The 22,630-nt window shown below is 37.8% G+C and carries 2 protein-coding genes; both read right to left on the reverse strand.

Annotated elements, in window-relative coordinates; translation table 11 throughout:
- The coding region (locus MBBTH_RS10750) for an Ig-like domain-containing protein (RefSeq protein ID WP_133241966.1) at positions 1–19,568 on the reverse strand (19,568 nt) is incomplete at its 3' end.
- A gap of 748 nt (positions 19,569–20,316) precedes the next feature.
- The coding region (locus MBBTH_RS10755; protein ID WP_133241967.1) for an Ig-like domain-containing protein at positions 20,317–22,630 on the reverse strand (2,314 nt) is incomplete at its 5' end.

Here is a 22,630-nt window from a genome sequence, read left to right on the forward strand (position 1 = left end):
GCATCAAAGGTGTAATTACCATTTGCATCAGGAGTGTAGACCACACCATTAATAGTAACAACAACAGGAGTGGAGTTGGTTACATTGAATACAAGTTTGCCATCAACCACAACAACTTCAGGTGCATTTATAATAATAGTAGCATTCTGTTTAGCAACAACATTGAATGCTGTAGCATTAGCTAAATCAGTAGCATTGTACTTGTCAGATTCTAAGTAATATGCATGAGCTGTGTACTCACCTTCTGGTAAGCCAACAACCAATACAGCTACACCATTATTGATGTCAACAGTGTAGTTGTGTCCTCCAACTTCAACAATCACTTTACCGCTAGTTACATTACCCATAGTCACAGTAATTGTAGCATTCTGACCAACAGTGGTATTCACAACAGGAACAACAACACTATCAATCACAGCATTGTGTTTGAAGATAGTGAATGTTTTTGAAGTTGTGTTTCCAAGATATTTGTCACTTTCATAGATTGTAGCAGTAACAGTGTAGTTACCTGCAGCCAATGCGGTAGTGTCTATTACGACTTTACCGTCAACAACAGGGTATTCAACACCATTAATAGTTACGTTAACAGCGGTATTGTTTTCAATTCCAATAGTGAAGTCAGATTCGATTTCATATTTATCATTTACAGTAATATTCACACTGGAAGCATGTTTGATAACTTCAAATACTGTACTGTTGAATGCAGCGTAGTATTCATCAGTTTCGGCAGAACTTGCAATAATTGTGTAATTACCAACAACATCCGCATCAAAGGTGTAGTTACCGTTTGCGTCAGGAGTGTAGACCACACCATTAATAGTAACAACAACAGGAGTTGAATTAGTTACATTGAATATGAGTTTACCGTCAACCACAACAACTTCAGGTGCATTGATAATAATAGTAGCATTCTGTTTAGCAACAACATTGAATGCAGTAGCATTAGCTAAATCAGTAGCATTATACTTATCATCACCAAGATAATATGCATGAGCAGTGTACTCACCAACAGGCAAGCCAACAACCAATACGGCCACACCATTATTGATGTCAACAGTGTAGTTGTGTCCGCCAACTTCAACAATCACTTTACCACTGGTTACATTAGCCATAGTCACAGTAACGGTCACATTCTGACCAACAGTAATATTCACAACAGGAACAACAACACTATCAATCACAGCATTATGTTTTACAACTTCAAATACTGTACTGTTGAATCCTGCATAATAGTCATCAGTTTCAACAGATCTTGCAACAATAGTGTAATTACCAACAACATCAGCATCAAAGGTGTAGTTACCGTTTGCATCAGGAGTGTAGACCACACCATTAATAGTAACAACAACAGGAGTTGAATTAGTTACATTGAATACAAGTTTGCCATCAACTTCTACAACATCAGCAGCATTGATAATCACAGTAGCATTCTGTTTAACAACAACATTGAATGCTGTAGCATTTGCTAAATCAGTAGCATTATACTTATCATCACCAAGGTAATATGCATGAGCAGTGTACTCACCAACAGGCAAGCCAACAACCAATTTAGCAACTTTATCAACAATGTCCACAGTGTAATTGTGTCCGCCGACTTCAATAATCACTTTACCACTGGTTACATTAGCCATAGTCACAGTAACGGTCACGTTCTGACCAACAGTGGTATTCACAACAGGAACAACAACACTATCAATCACAGCATTGTGTTTGAAGATAGTGAATGTCTTTGTAGTGCTGTTAGCATAATACTTGCTGGATTCGTAAACTGTAGCAGTGACAGTGTAGTTACCTGCAGCCAATGCAGTAGTGTCTATTACGACTTTACCGTCAACAACTGGATATTCAACACCATTAATAGTTACGTTAACAGCAGTATTGTTCTCAATTCCAATAGTGAAGTCAGTTTCAATTTCATAATTATCATTTACAGTAATATTCACACTGGAAGCATGTTTTATAACTTCAAATACTGTACTGTTGAATGCAGCGTAATAGTCATCAGTTTCAGCAGATCTTGCAATAATAGTGTAATTACCAACAACATCAGCATCAAAGGTGTAATTACCATTTGCGTCAGGAGTGTAGACCACACCATTAATAGTAACAACAACAGGAGTTGAATTAGTTACATTGAATACAAGTTTGCCGTCAACCACAACAACTTCAGGTGCATTGATAATAATAGTAGCATTCTGTTTAGCAACAACATTGAATACTGTAGCGTTTGCTAAATCAGTAGCATTGTACTTATCATCACCAAGGTAATATGCATGAGCTGTGTACTCACCTTCAGGCAAGCCAACAACCAATACAGCCACACCATTATTGATGTCAACAGTGTAGTTGTGTCCACCAACTTCAACGATCACTTTACCACTGGTTACATTAGCCATAGTCACAGTAACGGTCACGTTTTGACCAACAGTAGTATTAACAACAGGAACAACAACACTGTCAATCACAGCATTGTGTTTGAAGATAGTGAATGTTTTTGAAGTTGTATTTCCAAGATATTTGTCACTTTCATAGATTGTAGCAGTAACAGTGTAGTTACCAGCAGCCAATGCAGTAGTGTCTATTACGACTTTACCATCAACAACTGGATATTCAATACCGTTAATAGTTACATTGACAACAGTATTGTTCTCAATTCCAATAGCAAAGTCAGTTTCAATTTCATATTTATCATTTACAGTAATATTAATACTTGAATTACGTTTAGTTATGTTAAATGTAATTGTTGAACTGTTTTCTAAGTATTTATCGTTTTCTTTAATATAAGCGGTTACAATGTACTCGTTAGCAGGCAATTCGGTTGTGTCAATCACAACTTTACCGTCAACAACTGGGTATTCTTTACCGTTTACTGTTACAACAACTGCAGTGTTGTTAGTTACATTAATTGTGAAGTCGTCACCAACGAAGTGATTGTCAACAGGATCGATGCTTACAGTTGAATTGTGTTTTAAGACAGTTACAGTAGTTGAGTTGTATCCTGCATAGAGTTCATCAGTCTCAGCGGAAGTTACAACGATAGTGGCAATTCCTGCTTCAGTTACATTGTAAGTGTATTTGCCGTCTTTAAGTTCAACTTTTACTCCATTCACGGTTACATTAACCGGAGTGGAATTAGTTACAGTGAATACAAGATTATTATCAATTTCAACTTCACTAGGAGCAGTTATATTAATTGAAACAATACCCTTATCAGCAACAGTGAACTCTGAACTTAAATCAGAGGTTGTAGCGTTATACTTATCATCACCAAGGAAGTAAGCACGAGCTTGATATTTGCCGATTGGTAAAGTTACATTTAATGAAGCCACACCATTGTTGATGCCAACAGTGTAGTTATATCCGTTTACTTCAATTAATAAAGTGCCGCTAGTCACATTGCCCATAGTTACAGTTATTGTAGCGTTCTTGCCAACACCAACGTTCACATCTGGAACGACAACACTGTCAATCACAGCATTGTGTTTGAAGATAGTGAATGTTTTTGTAGTGCTGTTAGCATAATACTTGTCAGATTCGTAAACTGTAGCAGTGACAGTGTAGTTACCCGCAGCCAAAGCATTAGTGTCTATTACGACTTTACCGTCAACAACTGGATATTCAACACCATTAATGGTTACGTTAACAACGGTATTGTTCTCAATTCCAATAGTGAAGTCGGATTCGATTTCATAGTTATCATTTACAGTAATATTCACACTGGAAGCATGTTTAATTACTTCAAATACTGTACTGTTGAATGCAGCATAGTATTCATCAGTTTCGGCAGATCTTGCAATAATAGTGTAATTACCAACAACATCAGCATCAAAGGTGTAATTACCATTTGCATCAGGAGTGTAGACCACACCATTAATAGTAACAACAACAGGAGTGGAGTTGGTTACATTGAATACAAGTTTGCCATCAACCACAACAACTTCAGGTGCATTTATAATAATAGTAGCATTCTGTTTAGCAACAACATTGAATACTGTAGCGTTTGCTAAATCAGTAGCATTGTACTTGTCGGATTCTAAGTAGTAAGCATGAGCTGTGTACTCGCCTTCAGGTAAGCCAACAACCAATACAGCCACACCATTATTGATGTCAACAGTGTAATTGTGTCCACCAACTTCAACAATCACTTTACCGCTAGTTACATTACCCATAGTCACAGTAATTGTAGCATTCTGACCAACAGTGGTATTCACAACAGGAACAACAACACTATCAATCACAGCAGCGTGCTTGAAGACAATGAATGTTTTTGAAGTTGAATTTCCAAGATATTTGTCACTTTCATAGATTGTAGCAGTAACAGTGTAGTTACCAGCAGCCAATTTGGTTGTGTCAATCACAACTTTACCGTCAACAACTGGATATTCTATACCATTAATGGTTACGTTAACTGCTGTATCATTTCCAATTTCAATTACGAAGTTAGATTCAATTTCATATCTGTCTCCAACGGTTATGTTTACATTAGCATCACATTTGAATACAGTGAAGTCAGCAGTTGTTGCATTGAATCTGTATTTGTCATCACCATAATAGATTGCAGTTACGGTTTTATTTCCAGCAGATAAATCAGCAACATAGAATGTTGCATTTCCGTTGACTGTCTTATTGGTGAATTCTTTACCGTCAATAATGATAGTTACATTTTCAACCGCATCACTAGGGACAGTTACAACTATTTCGACTGTATCTCCTACATGGAGGTTGTCTTCATCAATCACAGTGATATTGATTGAAGGATATGTTTTGTTTACAGTGAATAAAGCTGTGAAGTTTTTCTTATCGAATTCTGTGTCATTTACAGAAGCAGTTACTGTGTAAATTCCTTCTTTAAGACCAGTTATATTAAATGTAGCTGTATTTCCTGTGAATGAAGTGTTTCTGTAGCTTTCTCCATTTACCCAAATAACCACATCATCAACATGGTCAGGAACAGTAACAGTGATAATCTCATCGTCACCAACAGTGATGTTCATTCCAGTTACATTAATTCCATAAGTATTGATTTTAGATGGAGTGAAGTATGTATCTGTCACATCAGAAGTGAAATTAGCATTACCGCCATATTCCGCAATAATATGATATGGTTTATATTCATTGAAATTATCTGGAGTTTCAAAGGATATCATTCCATCAGCAGGAATATCAATAGTGTAGTGATATTCAACACCTTCACCGACAACTGTAATGTTGACTTTTTCTCCAGCAGTTTCACCATTGATGGTGATCTGTAATGTGCCTTTATCATAAACAACGCCTGAAACTGTTAGAATAGTTAGCTCAGGATCTGCTTTTCTGACTTCGAACTTATCTGATTCAGTGTCATTAATGTTGTAGTATTCATTTCCATTATATCTTACATCAACTGTGTAGTTGCCTGCAGCCAATCCAGGTATGTTGAATACTGCTTTGCCGTCAACTATAGTTTGAGTAATGCTTGTTCCGGCAGTGTCATTGAGGGTGATTGTAATATTTCCTTCAACACCATTTGGAACAGTTACTGTAACGGTAGCGTTTTCACCATAAGTGATGTTATCAACATCGATTGTTACGGTTGCATTCATCTTAATAACTTTGAATTCGTTACTGATATTATCAGATGCTACGTGTTCAGAGTCTCCAAGATAGTATGCATGAGCAGTGTAATTGCCAACAGGCAATCCAATGACTAAAGTAGCAATACCGTTACTGTTAATGTCAACAGTGTAGTTAAATCCATTTACTTCAATCAAGACTTTACCGCTGGTTACATTGGTCATTGTTACAGTGATTGTTGTGTTTTTGCCCACAACAACTTCAGGAGTAGCCTCAACAGTTAAGTCAGTGGTTATTTTATCGACAGTGAAGTTTCCAACTGTTCTTGCAGCAGTGTAATTCTTATCACCGTTGTAAATAGCTACAACACTATTATTTCCAATGATTAAGTGATCTTTGGTCAATGTTGCATTTCTTCCGGAAGTAAGGTTGATTGTGTATACCTCACCGTTAACATAGAATGTCACGTTTCCGGTAGTATTTCCGCTTACAGTGGCAACAATATCTCCATCGACTTCGGTCAATGTGATTGTAGGAGTTGCTTGAGGAATGTTTGGACGGAATACTTGTGAAATTGCACTATAGTTAGCGTCACCTGCATAATTGACTGTTGCCATGTGCGGACCGGCAGAAAGATTGTTTAATCTTAAGGTGGCTTTGCCGTCAACAATAGGAACAACATATGGAACTCCATCGATTTTTATGGTTAAGTTCTCACCTGTGAAATCGGAAGGTATGTTTGTAATGTTGATTGTTGAAGTTTCGCCGTATGGTCTGTAGTCCACTTCAGTAATGTTAACTTTCCAGGATGTGTTAGGATTTACCATGAAGTCAGTACTGTTTTTCTTAGGAGCAAATGATGAGTCTCCGTTATAGGTTACGTTTACAACATGTTGGCCACCGGCCAATCCGCTGATGTCTTTTAATATAGCTTCACCATTTGTAACGTTTACAGTTCCGACAGGTTTTCCATCGACATAAATTGTCACATTTCCATTTGCTGATGAATCCAAAATCACTCTAACGGTAGCATTTTGTCCGTATTCGATATCGTCAACTATTACATTGAATTTGTAATCGGTAGTAGGATCAACTCTGAATGAAGTTGTAGTATTGTTTCCATTGAAGTCAGTGGTAGTTGGATAATATGTCACCCTGACATTAGTGTAGTTTCCAGCAGCTAATCCTGTAATGTTGAATGTGGCAACACCTTGATCATTGATATATTCAACATAGATTTTATCATTGATATGTACCGCAATGAAACCTGTAGCATTTGCATCAACACTTACAGTGATTATTTCATCTTGGCCAAATGTAATGTTTGTTGGAGTTACTGTGATTGTAGTATTCAATTTGGCAACATTGAAGACACCCATTGTATTTGCTATGGTGTAATTCTCATCACCATTATATGTAGCATATACATAATTGTCTCCGATTTTTAATTTGCCAATCAATGTTGCATTTCTTCCTGATGTGAGATTGACTGTATATTCAACCTCATTAACAAGGAATGTTACATTACCGGTCACATTACCTGTTACTAAAGCAATTATATCAGTTCCGTTTTGCACTAATGTGACTGTAGGAGTTGCCTTAGGAATATCAGGGAAGAATTTCTTAGTTTTATTAATATAATTCGCATCTCCGTTATATGTTACGGATGCACTGTGTTGACCTGCTGAAAGATTGTTCAATGTTAATGTAGCGACACCGTTAGTAATAGGAACAATATAACTGACATTGTCTATTTTTACGGTTAAATTGTTGCCTAGGATATCAGCAGGTATGTTTCTGAAAGTGAATGTTGAATTTTCACCATATGGTTTATAGTCTCCAATAATGGTCATGTCCCAGGTGTTGTTTGGATATACCATGAATTTTGTGCCATTCTTGTCTTTAGGAGCATATCCTGAATCACCGTTATATGTTACGTTTACAACATGTTCTCCACCGGCAGGTTTAACTACATTCAATATGGCAATACCGTTTACGACAGTTACATTTTCTACAATGTTTCCGTCAACATAGAATGTTATGTTTCCGGTAGCGTCGGTTGGAACTATAACCCTGATTGTAGCATTGTTTCCATAGGTAATGTTATCAGCTAACACTTCAATTACATAATCTGATTTCGGAACAACAGTAAATGTAATGTTGGTTGAGTTTCCAACGAACCAGTCATTACCTAAATATTCAACTGTTATGTTTGTGTAATTGCCGGCAGGCAAGCCGTAAATTTCAAAGGTTGCTGTACCGTTGTGGATTTCTACAATGTGGACTTTGCCGTCAATGGTTAATTTTACAATTCCGCTTGCGGTTTCATTTACTGTCACATTAACAATTAAAGGACTTCCAACATCGATTGGAGTTGTTACGTTTGCAGTAATGTTTGTATGGTATTTTTTCACTTCAAATGATGTGAAATTCAATTGATAATTGTAGTAACTACCATTAGTGAATGAAATTGAACCCGCTTGTGTACCTGGTTGGGTTATTATGTCCTTGTACTGATCATAAGTTAAGTAAAGTACTTGGGAACCGTTTTGATCAAGTTTTATGTAATTGAACACTTCTTTACCGTTAATCCATATGGTCACATATCCCTCTTTGGTTCTAGTAGCATTGGAAGTCACATTTAATGCAATTGTCTGACCATAGAATATATCGGTAATATTAAGACTGATCCAGATATCGTGTAACTGGATGTAGAATGTTTTTGTTACATTTTCGACAGCTAAATGAACAGCATCTCCACCATAACTTGCAGTTGCAGTGTATTCACCTGCATCCAGACGTTCGATGAACTGGGTTGCATTACCCACGGTCCAGGTTGTGAATGGAGTTTCGAACTGTTCATTGACTGTTATATTTACAGTATATTCCTTATCTCCAACTTTAAGGGTTACAGTTTGCCCTTCAATTGTGAAATTACTTTTTGCTTGAGGAGTTAATTTTGCAATGACTCCAACTGAATAATCATCAATGTTGGTAATAATTATTTCCAAGTCGACAGGCATTTTTACGTTCAGGGTGCCCTGATAAACAGTATTTTGTTTTAAGTTGTTATCAGATGGGGTTAGTATAAATGAACCTTGATATGTGCAGTTTAGAGTTAAACAGTTATATGGCAAGATGTATGAGTGAGCAACATCATGATAAACATCATTGGTTGTGTTCAATGAGTCTACAGAAATGATTGTGTTTTCATACTTTGAATCATCATAGATATGAGCCCAGAATGTGAAGTTTTCGTTCCAGGTAACATTATGAGTTTCGTTGCCCATAAGTTCAGTTGTTGTTGGGGTCCAAATGGTTCCGTTATTGATTATTATATAATCATAGCTGCTGTCACCTAAAAGATATAGGTCCCCGTCATTCCATACTGCATAGCTTATCAATTCATTATATCCATCAATTAAGTAGTAAAGGTCCCTGTTTGGTTCAGGTCCTGTAATATTATTGTCTTCTAAATATGCTGTGGCATCGTGATTAATCCAAATTGCATCTTTTCCATTGAATGAAGAATCTGCAACAGTGATGTTTCCATTCTCAAGGAATAAGGAATCACCATAATCTTTATAAGCTTCATATCCGTCAAAGGTGTTGTTTATTAAAGTTGCATTACCATTAATGTACATTGAACCACCGACACCACGTGGGGAAATGGTATTGTTGAATACTGAATTTTTAATGGTAGTGTCGTTGATTCCCATTAAATAGATTGCACCACCATTGGTGTGAGCTTCGGAATCTTCAACTTTAAGTGAATCGAAAGTCAATCCGGTTGAATTGATCCATGAGATTGAACCTCCATTTATGTTTGAATAGGATTCTTCAAATGTTAAATTATACAGGCTAGAATCGCTAGTGTTTATGGCTGAAATCACTCCACCATTTGAATTGGATCTGATATTTCCAAATTGTGAATTTGAGACATTTAGGCCTTCGGAATCTTCCCAATGTATAGCTCCACCTTCACCATATGCCTGGAGTGTTGGATCAACGTATCCTGCACCCATACCGTAGTCAAATACACAATGGTCGATTGTTGCATTGTTTGCGTTATGACCTGAAATTCCTCCACCGCTTGTTAAAGCCATTGTGAAGTTGAATTCTGAATAGGTTATTTTGGCGTTGTCTCCGTATAAGGCGATTGCTCCACCGTCACCTAATGCACGGGATGAAATGAATGAAACGTTGTATACGGTAAGATTGTCTGAGTTCTGACCTGCGTAAATTGTACCACCATTCACTGCAAATGAATCAGTGAATGTGGAGTTTTCAATTACACCGTTAGGACCTCCCCAGTCAATTGATCCACCGTGACCGTTTTTAACGTCAGTTACATAGTTGCTGTCAAATTCGGAATTGAATACATTACAGTTTGTACTGTCTTCTCTTACAAAGATTGCTCCACCTGAGGAATATGCGGTGTTGTTGATGAATGTGTAATTGTTAATGGTAACTCCATCTACACCTAACCATGCAAGAGCCGCACCTGCAATGTCCGCATGGTTATAAATGAATGTATTGTTTCTACCGAATCCTCCGGTAGCATTTTCTTCCCTTGCTAAAGCACCTCCATACTCAGCAGCGTAATTGGATATGAATCTGGAATTAGCGAGACCCATCATGGTTGCGTTACAGTCAATAGCACCACCATTCTTTGTAGCTCTATTTTCAACAAAGTTGATATGGTTTAAGCTGGAATTGGTTGAAACACCATTTAAGTAGATTCCACCACCATATTGAGCACTGTTTCCTGTGAAATTGAGATAATCGAAATCTGCTGCAGATGCAAGCCAGTCAATAGCACCACCGTGGTCTCCTGCACTGTTATCTTCAAATACGCTATAATGGATTGTATTGTTGGTACCATTACCTCCAGCATGTACTGCACCACCATTATGTCCTGCAGTGTTTGATTTGAAGAGAGTATTGTTAATATTTAAAGCTTCAGCTTTCAATCCAAGAGCACCACCATCACCAACAGCATAGTTTTCAATGAAGTTGGAATCATATATGTGAATGTTTTTGGAATCGGAACTCACATAGATTGCACCACCGGTATATGCACCATTGTTTGTAAAGTTAACATAGTCAATTGTTAAGTTTTTACCTCTACAGTCAATAGCACCACCATTGTGGCCCTCAGTCATGTTTGTTAAGTGGTTTCCTGTAAATGTACAGTTCTCAATTATGTCGTTATCACTGCCCACATCGACAAATATAGCTCCACCGCTTCTTTCAGCAGTGTTGTCGATGAAATGATAGTCAACAATATGAATATCTTTTACACCCATCCAGGCAAGACCTGCTCCGGAAATTCCTGCATGGTTCCTTAGGAATGTGTTGTTTCTACCGTGACCTCCGGTAGCATTGAGTTCCCTACATAATGCAGCACCATACTCACCGGCATAGTTTTCTTCAAATGTTATGTTGTAAATACCGATGTTTGATGCGTTACAGTCTATAGCACCACCATTCTTGACAGCGCTGTTTGACTTGAATGTGATATTTATGAGGTCTGTGTTAGCGGATCTTCCGTTGAAGTAGATACCTCCACCGTATTCAGCAGCGTTTTTAGTGAATTCTGAATTGTGAATTTCACCGACATATGCAACCCAATAGATAGCTCCACCATAACCGGTAGCATTGTTTCCTTCGAAAATGGTTCTGTGCACTTTGTTTTCTGTACCTTCACCACCAACATAGAGTGCACTACCGTTTACAGCAATGTTGTCATAGAATTGACCGTCATCAACATGTACGGCTGAAGCGTATATCATTAAAGCTCCACCACGTTCTTTAGCAACGTTATTTCTCCATATTGTACCATCTATATCTGCGTTACCTGAACTGGCACCTACATATACTCCTCCACCTAATCTAGCATGGTTTCCTGTGAAGTTTGAGTTAGTTATTGTAGCATTAGCTCCGAAAATGGTCATTGCTCCACCGGTACCTAAAGCTGCATCGAGCTGTTCAGTATTATTATAATAGAATATGGTTTCAGTAGGCAATACGTCAGCAGTTGTGGCTTTGGAAGGAACATCAGTCCAGTCAGTACGGTAAGTCATTTCTGTGCCGTCCCATGCAATCCAAGTGAAACCTTCACCACCAGACCAGCCAGCGGTTTTATCGGTTACATAGTTATCTTCAAATGTACAGTCATTAACTGAACAGTTGTGGCTGTCTACACTAGCGTAAATAGCTCCACCTGCAACATCAGCAGAGTTGTTGATGAATGTGTAATTGGTAATTGTAATACCGAAAGATCCCATCCATCCTAAAGCTGCACCGGCAACAATAGCATGGTTATTTTTGAAAACGTTATTTATACCGGCACCGGTTTTTGCATTGGTCTCCCTACATAATGCGGCACCGAATTGCGCAACATTGCCGTCGAATAATGTGCCTTCAATGTACATCATGGATGCGTTACAGTCAATAGCACCACCATTATATTTAGCCTGGTTGCGCTCGAATGTACAGTTTATAATATTACTTGCGTTTGATTTACCTCCAAAGTATACTCCACCACCATAATCAGCGCAGTTATCGGTAAATCTGGTATCGACAATGGTACCTGAAGAAGCAACCCAATCGATAGCTCCACCAATACCATTCATCGCATTTTCATCACCTATAGCCCTATTGCCTTCAAAGACAGAGGAATATACATAATTATCAGTACCTTCACCGCCGACATATACTGCTCCACCGTCTTTAGCAATATTATTGTAGAAATTGGATTCATTAATAGTAACGGCAGATGCTTCAATACTGATTGCACCACCTGTTGTCAATGCTACATTTTCAGAGAAAGTGGATCCGGTAACATTGATCTGGCCTGAGCCTTCTCCTACATAAATTGCACCACCGTCATATGCACTGTTGTTAATGAAAACAGAGTTATTGACTATACCTTTTTCTGAATACCATTCGATAGCACCACCATGACCGTCAGTTTCGTTATCAACTGCATTGTTGGCAAAGATACAATTCAATATTTCACAGTTCAGACTGCCTTCTCCAACATAAAGTGCTCCTCCACTGTAACCTGCATGGTTGTTATAGAATTTATAATCGTCAATGGAAATGTGTGTTGCATTTATCCATGCAATTCCCGCACCTGCATATTCCGCATTGTTATCAATGAAGGTATTGTTTACACCACGACCGTTGGTGGAATTGATTTCCCTACATAAAGCTCCACCAATATATGCAGAGTTATCTCTAAATGTATTGTTATATAATTCCATTCTGGAAGCGTTACAGTCAATAGCACCACCATAGGTGACTGCAGTGTTTTGTTCAAATACGGTATTTATAACTTTACAATTTGGAGCGGAAGCATTGAAATAGATTGCTCCACCAAGACCTGCAGTGTTATTTTCAACATGTGAATCTATCAAAGTACCGTTTGCTCCTGCCCAGTATATGGCTCCTCCAATGTCACCGTCATGATACAAAGGATCACCATATTCACCGCTGGCGTTACCTCCAACCAATACCACATTTTCAATGGTTACATATGGGGAGGTTATATAGAATATTCTTGAATATCCAGCTGCATCAATAAGCCATCCTTCACCTTTAATTGTGAATGGGCGGTCAATATGGGTTAAATTAATGCATCTGTCGTCCATGTTTTCGTGCTTGCCCATGTAGAATGGAGTGAAAGTGAAAGTCCTGTTTAAAACGATCTCGCTGTCACCACGCTCAAGAGCATCCTCGATTAATCTTTGAAGGAGTTTGAACTCACCAATAATTTCACCGTGAGCCTGTGCTGTAGTGGAATTTACTTTATACATATGGGTCAGGTCTTCGAATGAAGCAGTGATGTTATATGTTTCGTTCATTATAAGATTACTGAAAGATACATACAACATTCCATCCCTGTAGTGAGTGTCATAGTTGGATGCATTTACAATTACTGTACTGATCACTTCATGAGTGGTTGCATTGGTTAAGTTCACAACAAACCTGAGCCTATTAGCTCTCCAGTCTTTAGGATTATCAAGATAAACCGCAATGAACGGAGATTCCCTATCGGAAATAACTCTAAGGAGTAACTTATAGTCTATATTGTTTTCAAATAATGATCTAGAAATGATTTCAACATTTGTACCGTTTGTTTTGACAGTGGTTCTGCCACCATCTACTGGAATACCGATTCCATCAAAGTTATTGTAATCCCTGTAGTTATTAATTCCATTATTGGTGACATATAAGATTGCACCACCATTATAATCAGCAATGTTTTTGATGAAAGTATCATTTATTATTTTAAGAGCATTATTTAGACTAGAAGTGGTACCTCCATAATAAACAGCACCACCGTTGGTCGCATGTGAATTTGTAAATGTTGAATCTTGAATTTTCGCTCCGGTTATGCCTTCTGCGACATAAACGGCTCCACCATCTCCATCAGCTTTGTTTCCATCGAAATTACAATTGTAAATCATTTGGGTATTTGCAACATAAATAGCACCACCGGATAAGGTAGCGCTATTATTAATGAAAGTACAATCATGGATATTCCATGTATCAGTACCTTTGGCTCCAGAATATATTGCACCACCCTGAGAAGCATTGTTTCTTATGAATTCTGAATAAGATATATCAATAAGGTTAGAGGTACTATAAGGAATGTAAATAGCACCACCTTCCATAACTGCACTATTATCAGTGAAATTATTTTTTGAAATCTTTATATATCCTACGTTATTTATATAAATAGCACCACCATTATTTGCAGAATTTCCTGAGAAATTACTGTTTTTAACTTGAGTAGGGGTTGAAGAACTACCTCCGTTAGGGAAATATATGGCTCCACCACTTTCAGCAGAGTTATTTATAAATGTCATGGAATCAATTGTAACACTAGACTTACTCCAGTATAATCCACCACCTAAAACTGCGGAGTTATTTATGAAAGTTAAATTAGTATATGACATATCAACATTATTGGAAATATATAGACCTCCGCCTCTATTTGCAGCCTCACAATTGATAAATGTGATATTATTCGCAGTAAACTTAACCCTAGTCCATAAACCTCCACCTTGACCACAACTTTGTTCACCAAAGATAGCTTTATTGCCGTCAAAAGTAGCATTGGTTATTGTGAAATCATTAACAGTATTGAGGACAATTCCTCCGCCATAGTTTGCAGTATTGTTTATGAATGAGGAATTTATGAATGAAAATATTGTACCACTTTTTACTAGAATTGCTCCACCACCAAGGTCATTATCACCAAGTTGCTTATAACCGTAAGCAGTGTTATTAATGAATGTATTGTTGATTAAATGAATTCCTGTACTTCCACCGTTTTGCAAGTATAATGCACCAGCTTCCTTTTGAGACCAGCAATTTTGGAATATACTGTTAGTAATAGTTAAATTATCAGCCGGCCTTGCATACATTACTCCTCCCTGAATCCAAGTCTTAGGATTCTCCCAATCGGAAGATGTAACATAATTGCCATCAAAAAGACATCCGTCAATGAAGCTATGGGAACTTTTATCCCATAAAATAGCTCCACCGTCAGCTTTAGTACTAGACTGGACTGAATTATTAAAGAACTTGGAATCTTTTATACCACAATATGCACCATTTTCTGAGAAGTAGATAGCTCCTCCTCCTTTGGTATCATGTCCAGGATTTGCATAAGCAGTGTTATTGTCAAAAATACAACCGGTTACATAGTTGTATTTAGATCCAAGCCAGAAAAGAGCTCCACCGTCAGACCTGGCAACATTGTTTGTAAAGTTAGAATCTGTTACATTAGAATCTGTACCTGTGGAATAGTAAGCACCCCCATCATGATATGAATAACCATGGTCTAATGAGGAATTAATAACATTACAGTATTGGCCTTGCAGGTAAAGAATACCTCCTTGATAAGCGGATGCCTTAGTGAAATTGGAACCTTCAATGGTAGCATAATTACCAAGGATATATATTGCACCACCCTTATTGTCAGCAACGTAATTGGCTGTGGTTTTTGCATCAGTGTTGCTGAATGATGAGTTGATGACAGATGCATGTTGACCGTCAATATATACTGCACCACCGGTTACTGCATAACTGTTAGTGATAGTGGAATTGATAATTGATGCATCATAACCTTGTACATAAATAACTCCCCCTACTCTTGCATTACTTTGATCGAATGTGGAATTTATAATGTTTGTGTCGTGACCTTCAATATATATTGCACCTCCACCGTGTGCATAATTTTTTTCATAAGTATGAGTAACATTAGAATTACTGAATGTGGAATCGGTAATGTTTATATAGTTACCTGAAGCATAGATAGCCCCACCGTTTACAACTGCAGTGCTCATGTCAAATTTGGATTTTTCAACAACTGAATAATCACCGACAAGGTTGATTGCACCACCGCTAGCGTGAGCATCGGATTTACCTACAACTTTATTGTTTGTGAAAGTGGAATTGGATATTAAACCTCTTTCCCCTGTCCATAGGATTGCACCACCATCATCTTTTGCAGTGTTATCTGTGAAAGTGGAATTATATACTTTACAGTCTAAACCTTGAACAAACAATGCACCGCCGTCTTCATCAGCGGTACATCTTAAGAATGTACAGTTGTCCATTACAGTCTTATTACCTATCACTTTGATTGCACCAGCCTGGTTAGGTGAAGAACAGTCTATAAATTCTGAATTTGAAATTGTTGTGTTTTCACCTGTCACAAATAGTGCACCACCATCGGTTTCACCGAGAGTGCCTTGATTATGGTATACCCTTCCTAATGTAAATTTGGATTCAGTAATTGTAATGTTGTGACCGGTAAGACAGATTGTACCTCCTTTTGAAGTGGATGCTCCGGTTGTAGGATCTGCATATGCCACACCGGTACAGTTATAACATGTAATGTTTTTAATAAGACCTACATTACCTTCCCAGTTGATTGCACCACCATCGTCTCCTGTTGAATCGTTGTTGAATACTGAATTTTCAATTGTGAAATCATATGAACCTACAGCAATGTTGATTGCACCACCGTCACGACGGGCATAGTTATTGTTAAATTCGGAATTTCTGATTGTGCCTGCGTGAGCATTAACATCAAATGCAATCGCTCCACCGTGACCTGTGAGTTTATAATCAAGTTTAGTGTCGGCTTGAGCATCATTTCTTCCTTTAGTGTAGTCTTTCCATGTGTTAGTGGCAGTACCTAATGCCGCATTGTCATTGAAGACACATGTGTCAAAGGTTATGTTATAGTTATCCTGCAGGAACACGGCTCCACCACGGCCGGCACTGCTACAATTTGTAAATGTTACATTGTAGAGATATTCGTGGTAACCTGTAATCATGATAGCTCCTGCATCCCCACCGGTTGTGTTGGTATCCCAGTGGCTTGAGTCCCATCCTGCATAGTCTACGCCACGGTCATCAGGTAATGTTCCTCCCCAGGATTTGGTGTTGATGATTGTAACGTTTACAATTTCACCATACCAACCATCGTAGTAGATAGCACCAGCTGAACGGGCAGCTCTTGTTTGATTGAATATACAGTTGTAGATTTTACCGTAGTTAGCACCAGCCAACCAGTCTACACCTCCACCGTTAGTACCTGAAGTACAGTCAGTGAAATTACATTTATCAAAGGTTACATAGTCACTTCCTGTCATGTATGCTCCACCACCACGGCGAGCGGAATTTGAATTCTTGAAGTCACAGTTGTATACCAAACCTACATCTCCACTCCATTCAATGGTTCCACCGTTACCACCGAAGAATTGATCTATTGCCCAGTCAACAGGGGAAATCCTGTCAATGGTTACTGTGGTCTCATCCAGCTTCAACCATATCCACTGACCGCCTACTTGGTGAGCGACATATGATTCAAATACGTGGTAGACATGTCCCTCAGGATCTGCACCATTAGTGTAATTGAGCACAAATAGCTTATTTGCATCAGCTGATGTAGGTGTAGCTGTAGGTAATTGGCTATTTTGAATGACATGCATGTTTCCTAAAATTAAGTTTCCATTTCCATCAACTGTAACAGTGTTTCCCATGTTTACATTAATGTTGTATTCATGTGCTTCACCTTTTGCACGGTTGTTGTCGAACCTTGAGTTTCTTATGGTACCGTTTTGACCGTCCCAGAAGATTGCACCACCGTTACGCATAGCAGTGTTGTTGATAAAAGTACCATCGTCCACTACACCATCATGAGCACCAGCATGCCAATCAATAGCACCACCGTTAGTGCCCGCAACGTTGTCTTCAAAGTGTACGTGTCTAAAGGTGATATTCTTATTACCATGTTCACAATGGTCTACGAATACGGCACCTCCACGACCACCATCCATACGAGCGTTATTTTCATTAATTAAAACAACAGAAGTGTCAAATTGAGCTTCGTTATCAATGAATCTAGAGTATTCGACAAGACCATCAATACCTGCCCAGAATATTGCACCACCATCACCTACATTACCATAACTACCTGGATGTAGTCCTCTAGCGGTGTTGTTAGTAAAGTTAGAATTTAATATATAACCTTCATGTCCTCTCCAGTATACTGCACCACCGTTTGAATTAGCAATGTTGTTTTCAAATATGGAATGATCTACTTTACCATTATGAGCACCATCGTGCCAATCGACAGCACCACCGTTAGTACCTGCAAAGTTATTGGTGAATACACAGTAACTAAATGAAGTATTAGTACAATTGACTATTTCACCATTTTGCATAGTGCCCTGTAGATATACTGCACCACCACGACCACCTGATTGAGTAGCCTCATTATACATAGCTTTGTTAGCATTGAATCTACAATCATATACAATACCATCTGAACCTGTCCACATTATAGCTCCCCCATAACCACCATAGGTCATATTACCATAAGTGTCTTCAGCTTCCTTAATACCTTTAGCAGTATTGTTTGTAAAGTTGGATGATCTAATAGTACCATTAATACCTGACCAGAATATAGCACCACCAGACCTATTAGCATAGTTATTCTCAAATACAGAATTAGTAATTATACCATTTCTAGCACCACGGTACCAATCAATAGCACCACCATTAACTTGTGCTATATTACTAATAAAGGTACAAGTATCAAATCTAGTATTATTACATAGACCTTCACTACTACCTTGTAGGTAAACAGCACCACCCTTATTAACAGCACTATTACCTGTGAATGTACAATCATATACAGTACCATCTGAACCTACCCACATGATAGCTCCACCATTACCACCAGTAGTATTATTACCATAAGAGTCTGGCGCCTCAATATTGCCTAAAGCCTTGTTGTTGGTGAAAGTGGAATGTTCAATAGTACCATTTTGACCGAACCAGTATATCGCACCACCACTACGGTTAGCGACATTTCCAATGAATTCTGAATTGGTGACCATACCATTATGAGCGCCTTGAGCCCAGTAGATGGCACCACCATTGATTGCTGCGGTATTGTTGATAAAGTTACAATCATCTACACTTAACACTCCTTGGGAAGCAATGGCCCCTCCATTACCATCACTATTTGCGTTTATAAATGTAATTCCTTTTAGTGTAACTGTAGCTCCGCTCGCAATATCGAATATTCTTGCCTTATGACTTGCGTCAATTACTATATTGTTACCTGTAATGGTTATTGTTCCAGAAAGTGGAATACCCCCCTTGAGTGCACTGTCTGAATCAACATAAGTATAATTTTTAGTTAAAGTGACCTCTGTCTGGCCACTAATATCCTCTTGCAGTTGAGTAAAGGATCCTTCACCTTCTCCCAACACTTCATCATTTGCAGGAAGTGTTAAAGACGAAAGATTATTACTTTGCTCGACAACGTCTTGTGCATCAACTATTCCTAATGCATCGTCATTTGTGTCATCTACATCCACATCAGCTGCCGTAACAGCCTGAAGTGAGAAGATAAAACACAATATTAAACATATTATTATAATCTCTTTTATCTTAATAATTACACCCCCTCCCATTTCTTACAAATCGATTCCAATTTATGAAATCGTGGAGAGTTTATGCTGATATATATGTTAATATATTCTAATATATAAGGTTTGCTTTTAGCATTTTTGACAAAATTATTAAAATATATTCATAAAACTTCCTTTAAATCTGAACAATATTAAATTCATTAAATAAATATTAATACCTTTTTAAAAAGCATCAAAATATGATGGAAAGCATCAAATTAGGCATGCCTAAAAATAAACAAATTGATTAATACATTATTAAATCTAAAAATAGTTTAGGTATTATAAAACAATTCAAAACATAGAGCCTAATATTGAAAATATAATGAACAATATTTAATTTAAAACTTAAAAATAAACACAGAATTGCCATTAAATTTGAAAACATTGCCTAAAAGGATAATGATTTGCAGATAAAAATGAACCTTGAAATCGCTGAAAACCCACAATTTCCACTCGATTGACATGTGCTTTGTTATGAAATTGTATTATCCTCATCAAGTAAAAATCATTTAACAAAAATTAGTTTTGATATAATTGAACTAAATATATTACTCCTGATTAAAATATCCCTAGCGATTACCAAAATAAGCAAACATATGCCTTTATTTCTAAAAACAAAAGTCTATAACGCTATTAAACTATCTTATGAAATGTTGTGATTAAACGTGGATTCGGATCTGGAACTCCGATTTATGAAAAAAAATAGAAAGGTTTAATGTTGTTTTAAAACAACATTAATTAAATCAAATTATTTTGTGACTTTAACAAAACCTCTAACTGTGTTAGTGATATAGGTAGCAGAGTATTTGTATTTTTTACCGGCATGGAGTTTTTTGGTAACTTTAGCCTTGATAGTCACTTTAGCAAGACCTTTGGAATTGGTTTTTGCACTGTATTTTTTGCCTTGTAATTTGAAGACAACCTTTTTGCCTTTAATCGGTTTACCGTTAGTCCATTTGAGGGTTGCTTTAAGTGTTAACTTCTTACCTTTTTTAACTTTCACAGTCTTTTTGACCAGCTTGAGAGTTTGTTTTACAACAAGCTTGTTAGAGACTTTGTATGACTTGTATTCTGCAGTAATCTCATAGGTTCTTGGGTTTAAGTTGATTTTAAGTCTTGCATAACCGTTCTCATCTGTTCTGCATGAGTAGTGAATAGTGTTCACAAAGATGTCAACAAACTCATCCTTGCCTACAGGTTTGCCGTCGTCGCCAATAGCCCTTACGACATAGTATGTTCCATCAACAAAGTCCATTGTGATGTCCTTGTTTTCAATCAGACGTTTCACTATTGTTGTTGTGGCATTGCGTTTCTCACCGGTCACTGGGTTGACACAGGTTACGGTGTAAACTCCGATGTCCAATTTTGTGACATTCAAGTATGCGATACCTTGACTGTTTGTTTTGGCAGTGTAGGTTTGACCGTTCACAATGAATTGAACCTCAGTGTCTGCAAGCACATGACCGTCTTTGTCTAAGAACTCGGCCTTGTAATCATATGGGCTGTTCCATCCTCTTGTGATGTTCTCAGCAATGATTGACCTGAATACGGTTACCTTCTTGTTGATTGTTTGCGGTTCGACATGATCATTTCCGCTGTATTCGATAATCACATCATGGGTTCCTTCACTTACTCCAGAAACGTTAATGATGTTTTCTCCGGCTTTCACTGGAACTGTCACATTTGTTCCGTTGATTCTTACGGTTACATTGCCGTCTCCACCTTCAGGAACTGTCACTTTGACAACAACATCCTGACCTATAGGAACATCATTGACTTCAGCTGTAACTTGAGAAGAGGTTTTATTGGTTGTGGCATGATAGTCAACGGTTGTTGAATTGCCTAAGTATTTCTCATCTCCAAGGTAAGTTACTTTGGCAGTGTAGTCTCCTGAATTTTCGACTGGAATTGTGACTGATTTTTCACCAGCAGTCAAGTTAATACCATAATCTGTTCCGTTGACATTAACGATTACATATCCTGTAGCGTCACTTGGCAATGTCACTTCAATTGTAACCTCGCCAGCTGTGGAGTTGTCAACTGTGGCAGATATTGGAGCAGGATTCTTATCGATTTTGAAGACTTCAGTTGTAGAGTTAGCTACATAATTATCATCACCATCGTAAGTTGCAGTCACAGTCTTATTGCCTGAAAGCAATCCTTCGATTTCAACTATTGCTTTGCCATCTACCGGTTTGACTGAGAATATTTTACCATTGACTTCAACAGTTACATTATTGGTAAGTCCATCAGGAACATTTACGGTCACTTTAACTTTATCGCCAACTTTTCCATCGGAAACCTCAATGCTCATTGGAGTATCATATTTAGGAATGTTTACAGTAGAGTTAGTTGAAGTGCCGTTATGGTTTTCATCACCTGAGTAAATCACTTCGATTTCATGTTCACCAGGAGTTACATTATTCAAGGTTACAACAGCAGTACCATTAACAACAGTAGCGTTGTAAGTTTCATTTCCAACTTTGACTGTTACGTTGCCTGTAGCGTTTCCAGGAACTGTTATAACCACAGTACCGTTACCTTGATCAATCACTTTAATGTCATCAGAGTCAGCTTTAGATACTTTGAATGTTGTCTCATTGTTGTTTGGCAAGTATTTACCATCACCATTATAAGTTACTTTAACAGTATAATCATCAACTTTCAAGTCTTTTACGACCAATACTCCAGCTCCGCCAGCAACAGGAACAGTGTAAGTTCCAACACCGACTATTTCAACAGTCACATTACCGGTAGCATCAGCAGGTACAGTAATGTTAACCACAGCAACATCACCGACAATGATGTCGTCAACATTAACAGTTACTGATGATTCAACCTTATTAACTAGGACTTTAGCAGTGTCATTTTCACTTCCAAGATATTTATCAGTTTCAAGAAGTGTCACTTTTACATCATAAGTGCCATTTGCAAATCCGGTAATTTCTAACTGACCAGCACCATTGCTAATTGATACAGTGTAGTTTTTACCGTCAACATTAACAACAGCTGTTCCGTTGTAGTCTTTAGGACCTGTTATAGTGATTGTTGCATTTTCACCA

This window comes from Methanobrevibacter thaueri (genome assembly GCF_003111625.1).
Classification (GTDB): domain Archaea; phylum Methanobacteriota; class Methanobacteria; order Methanobacteriales; family Methanobacteriaceae; genus Methanocatella; species Methanocatella thaueri.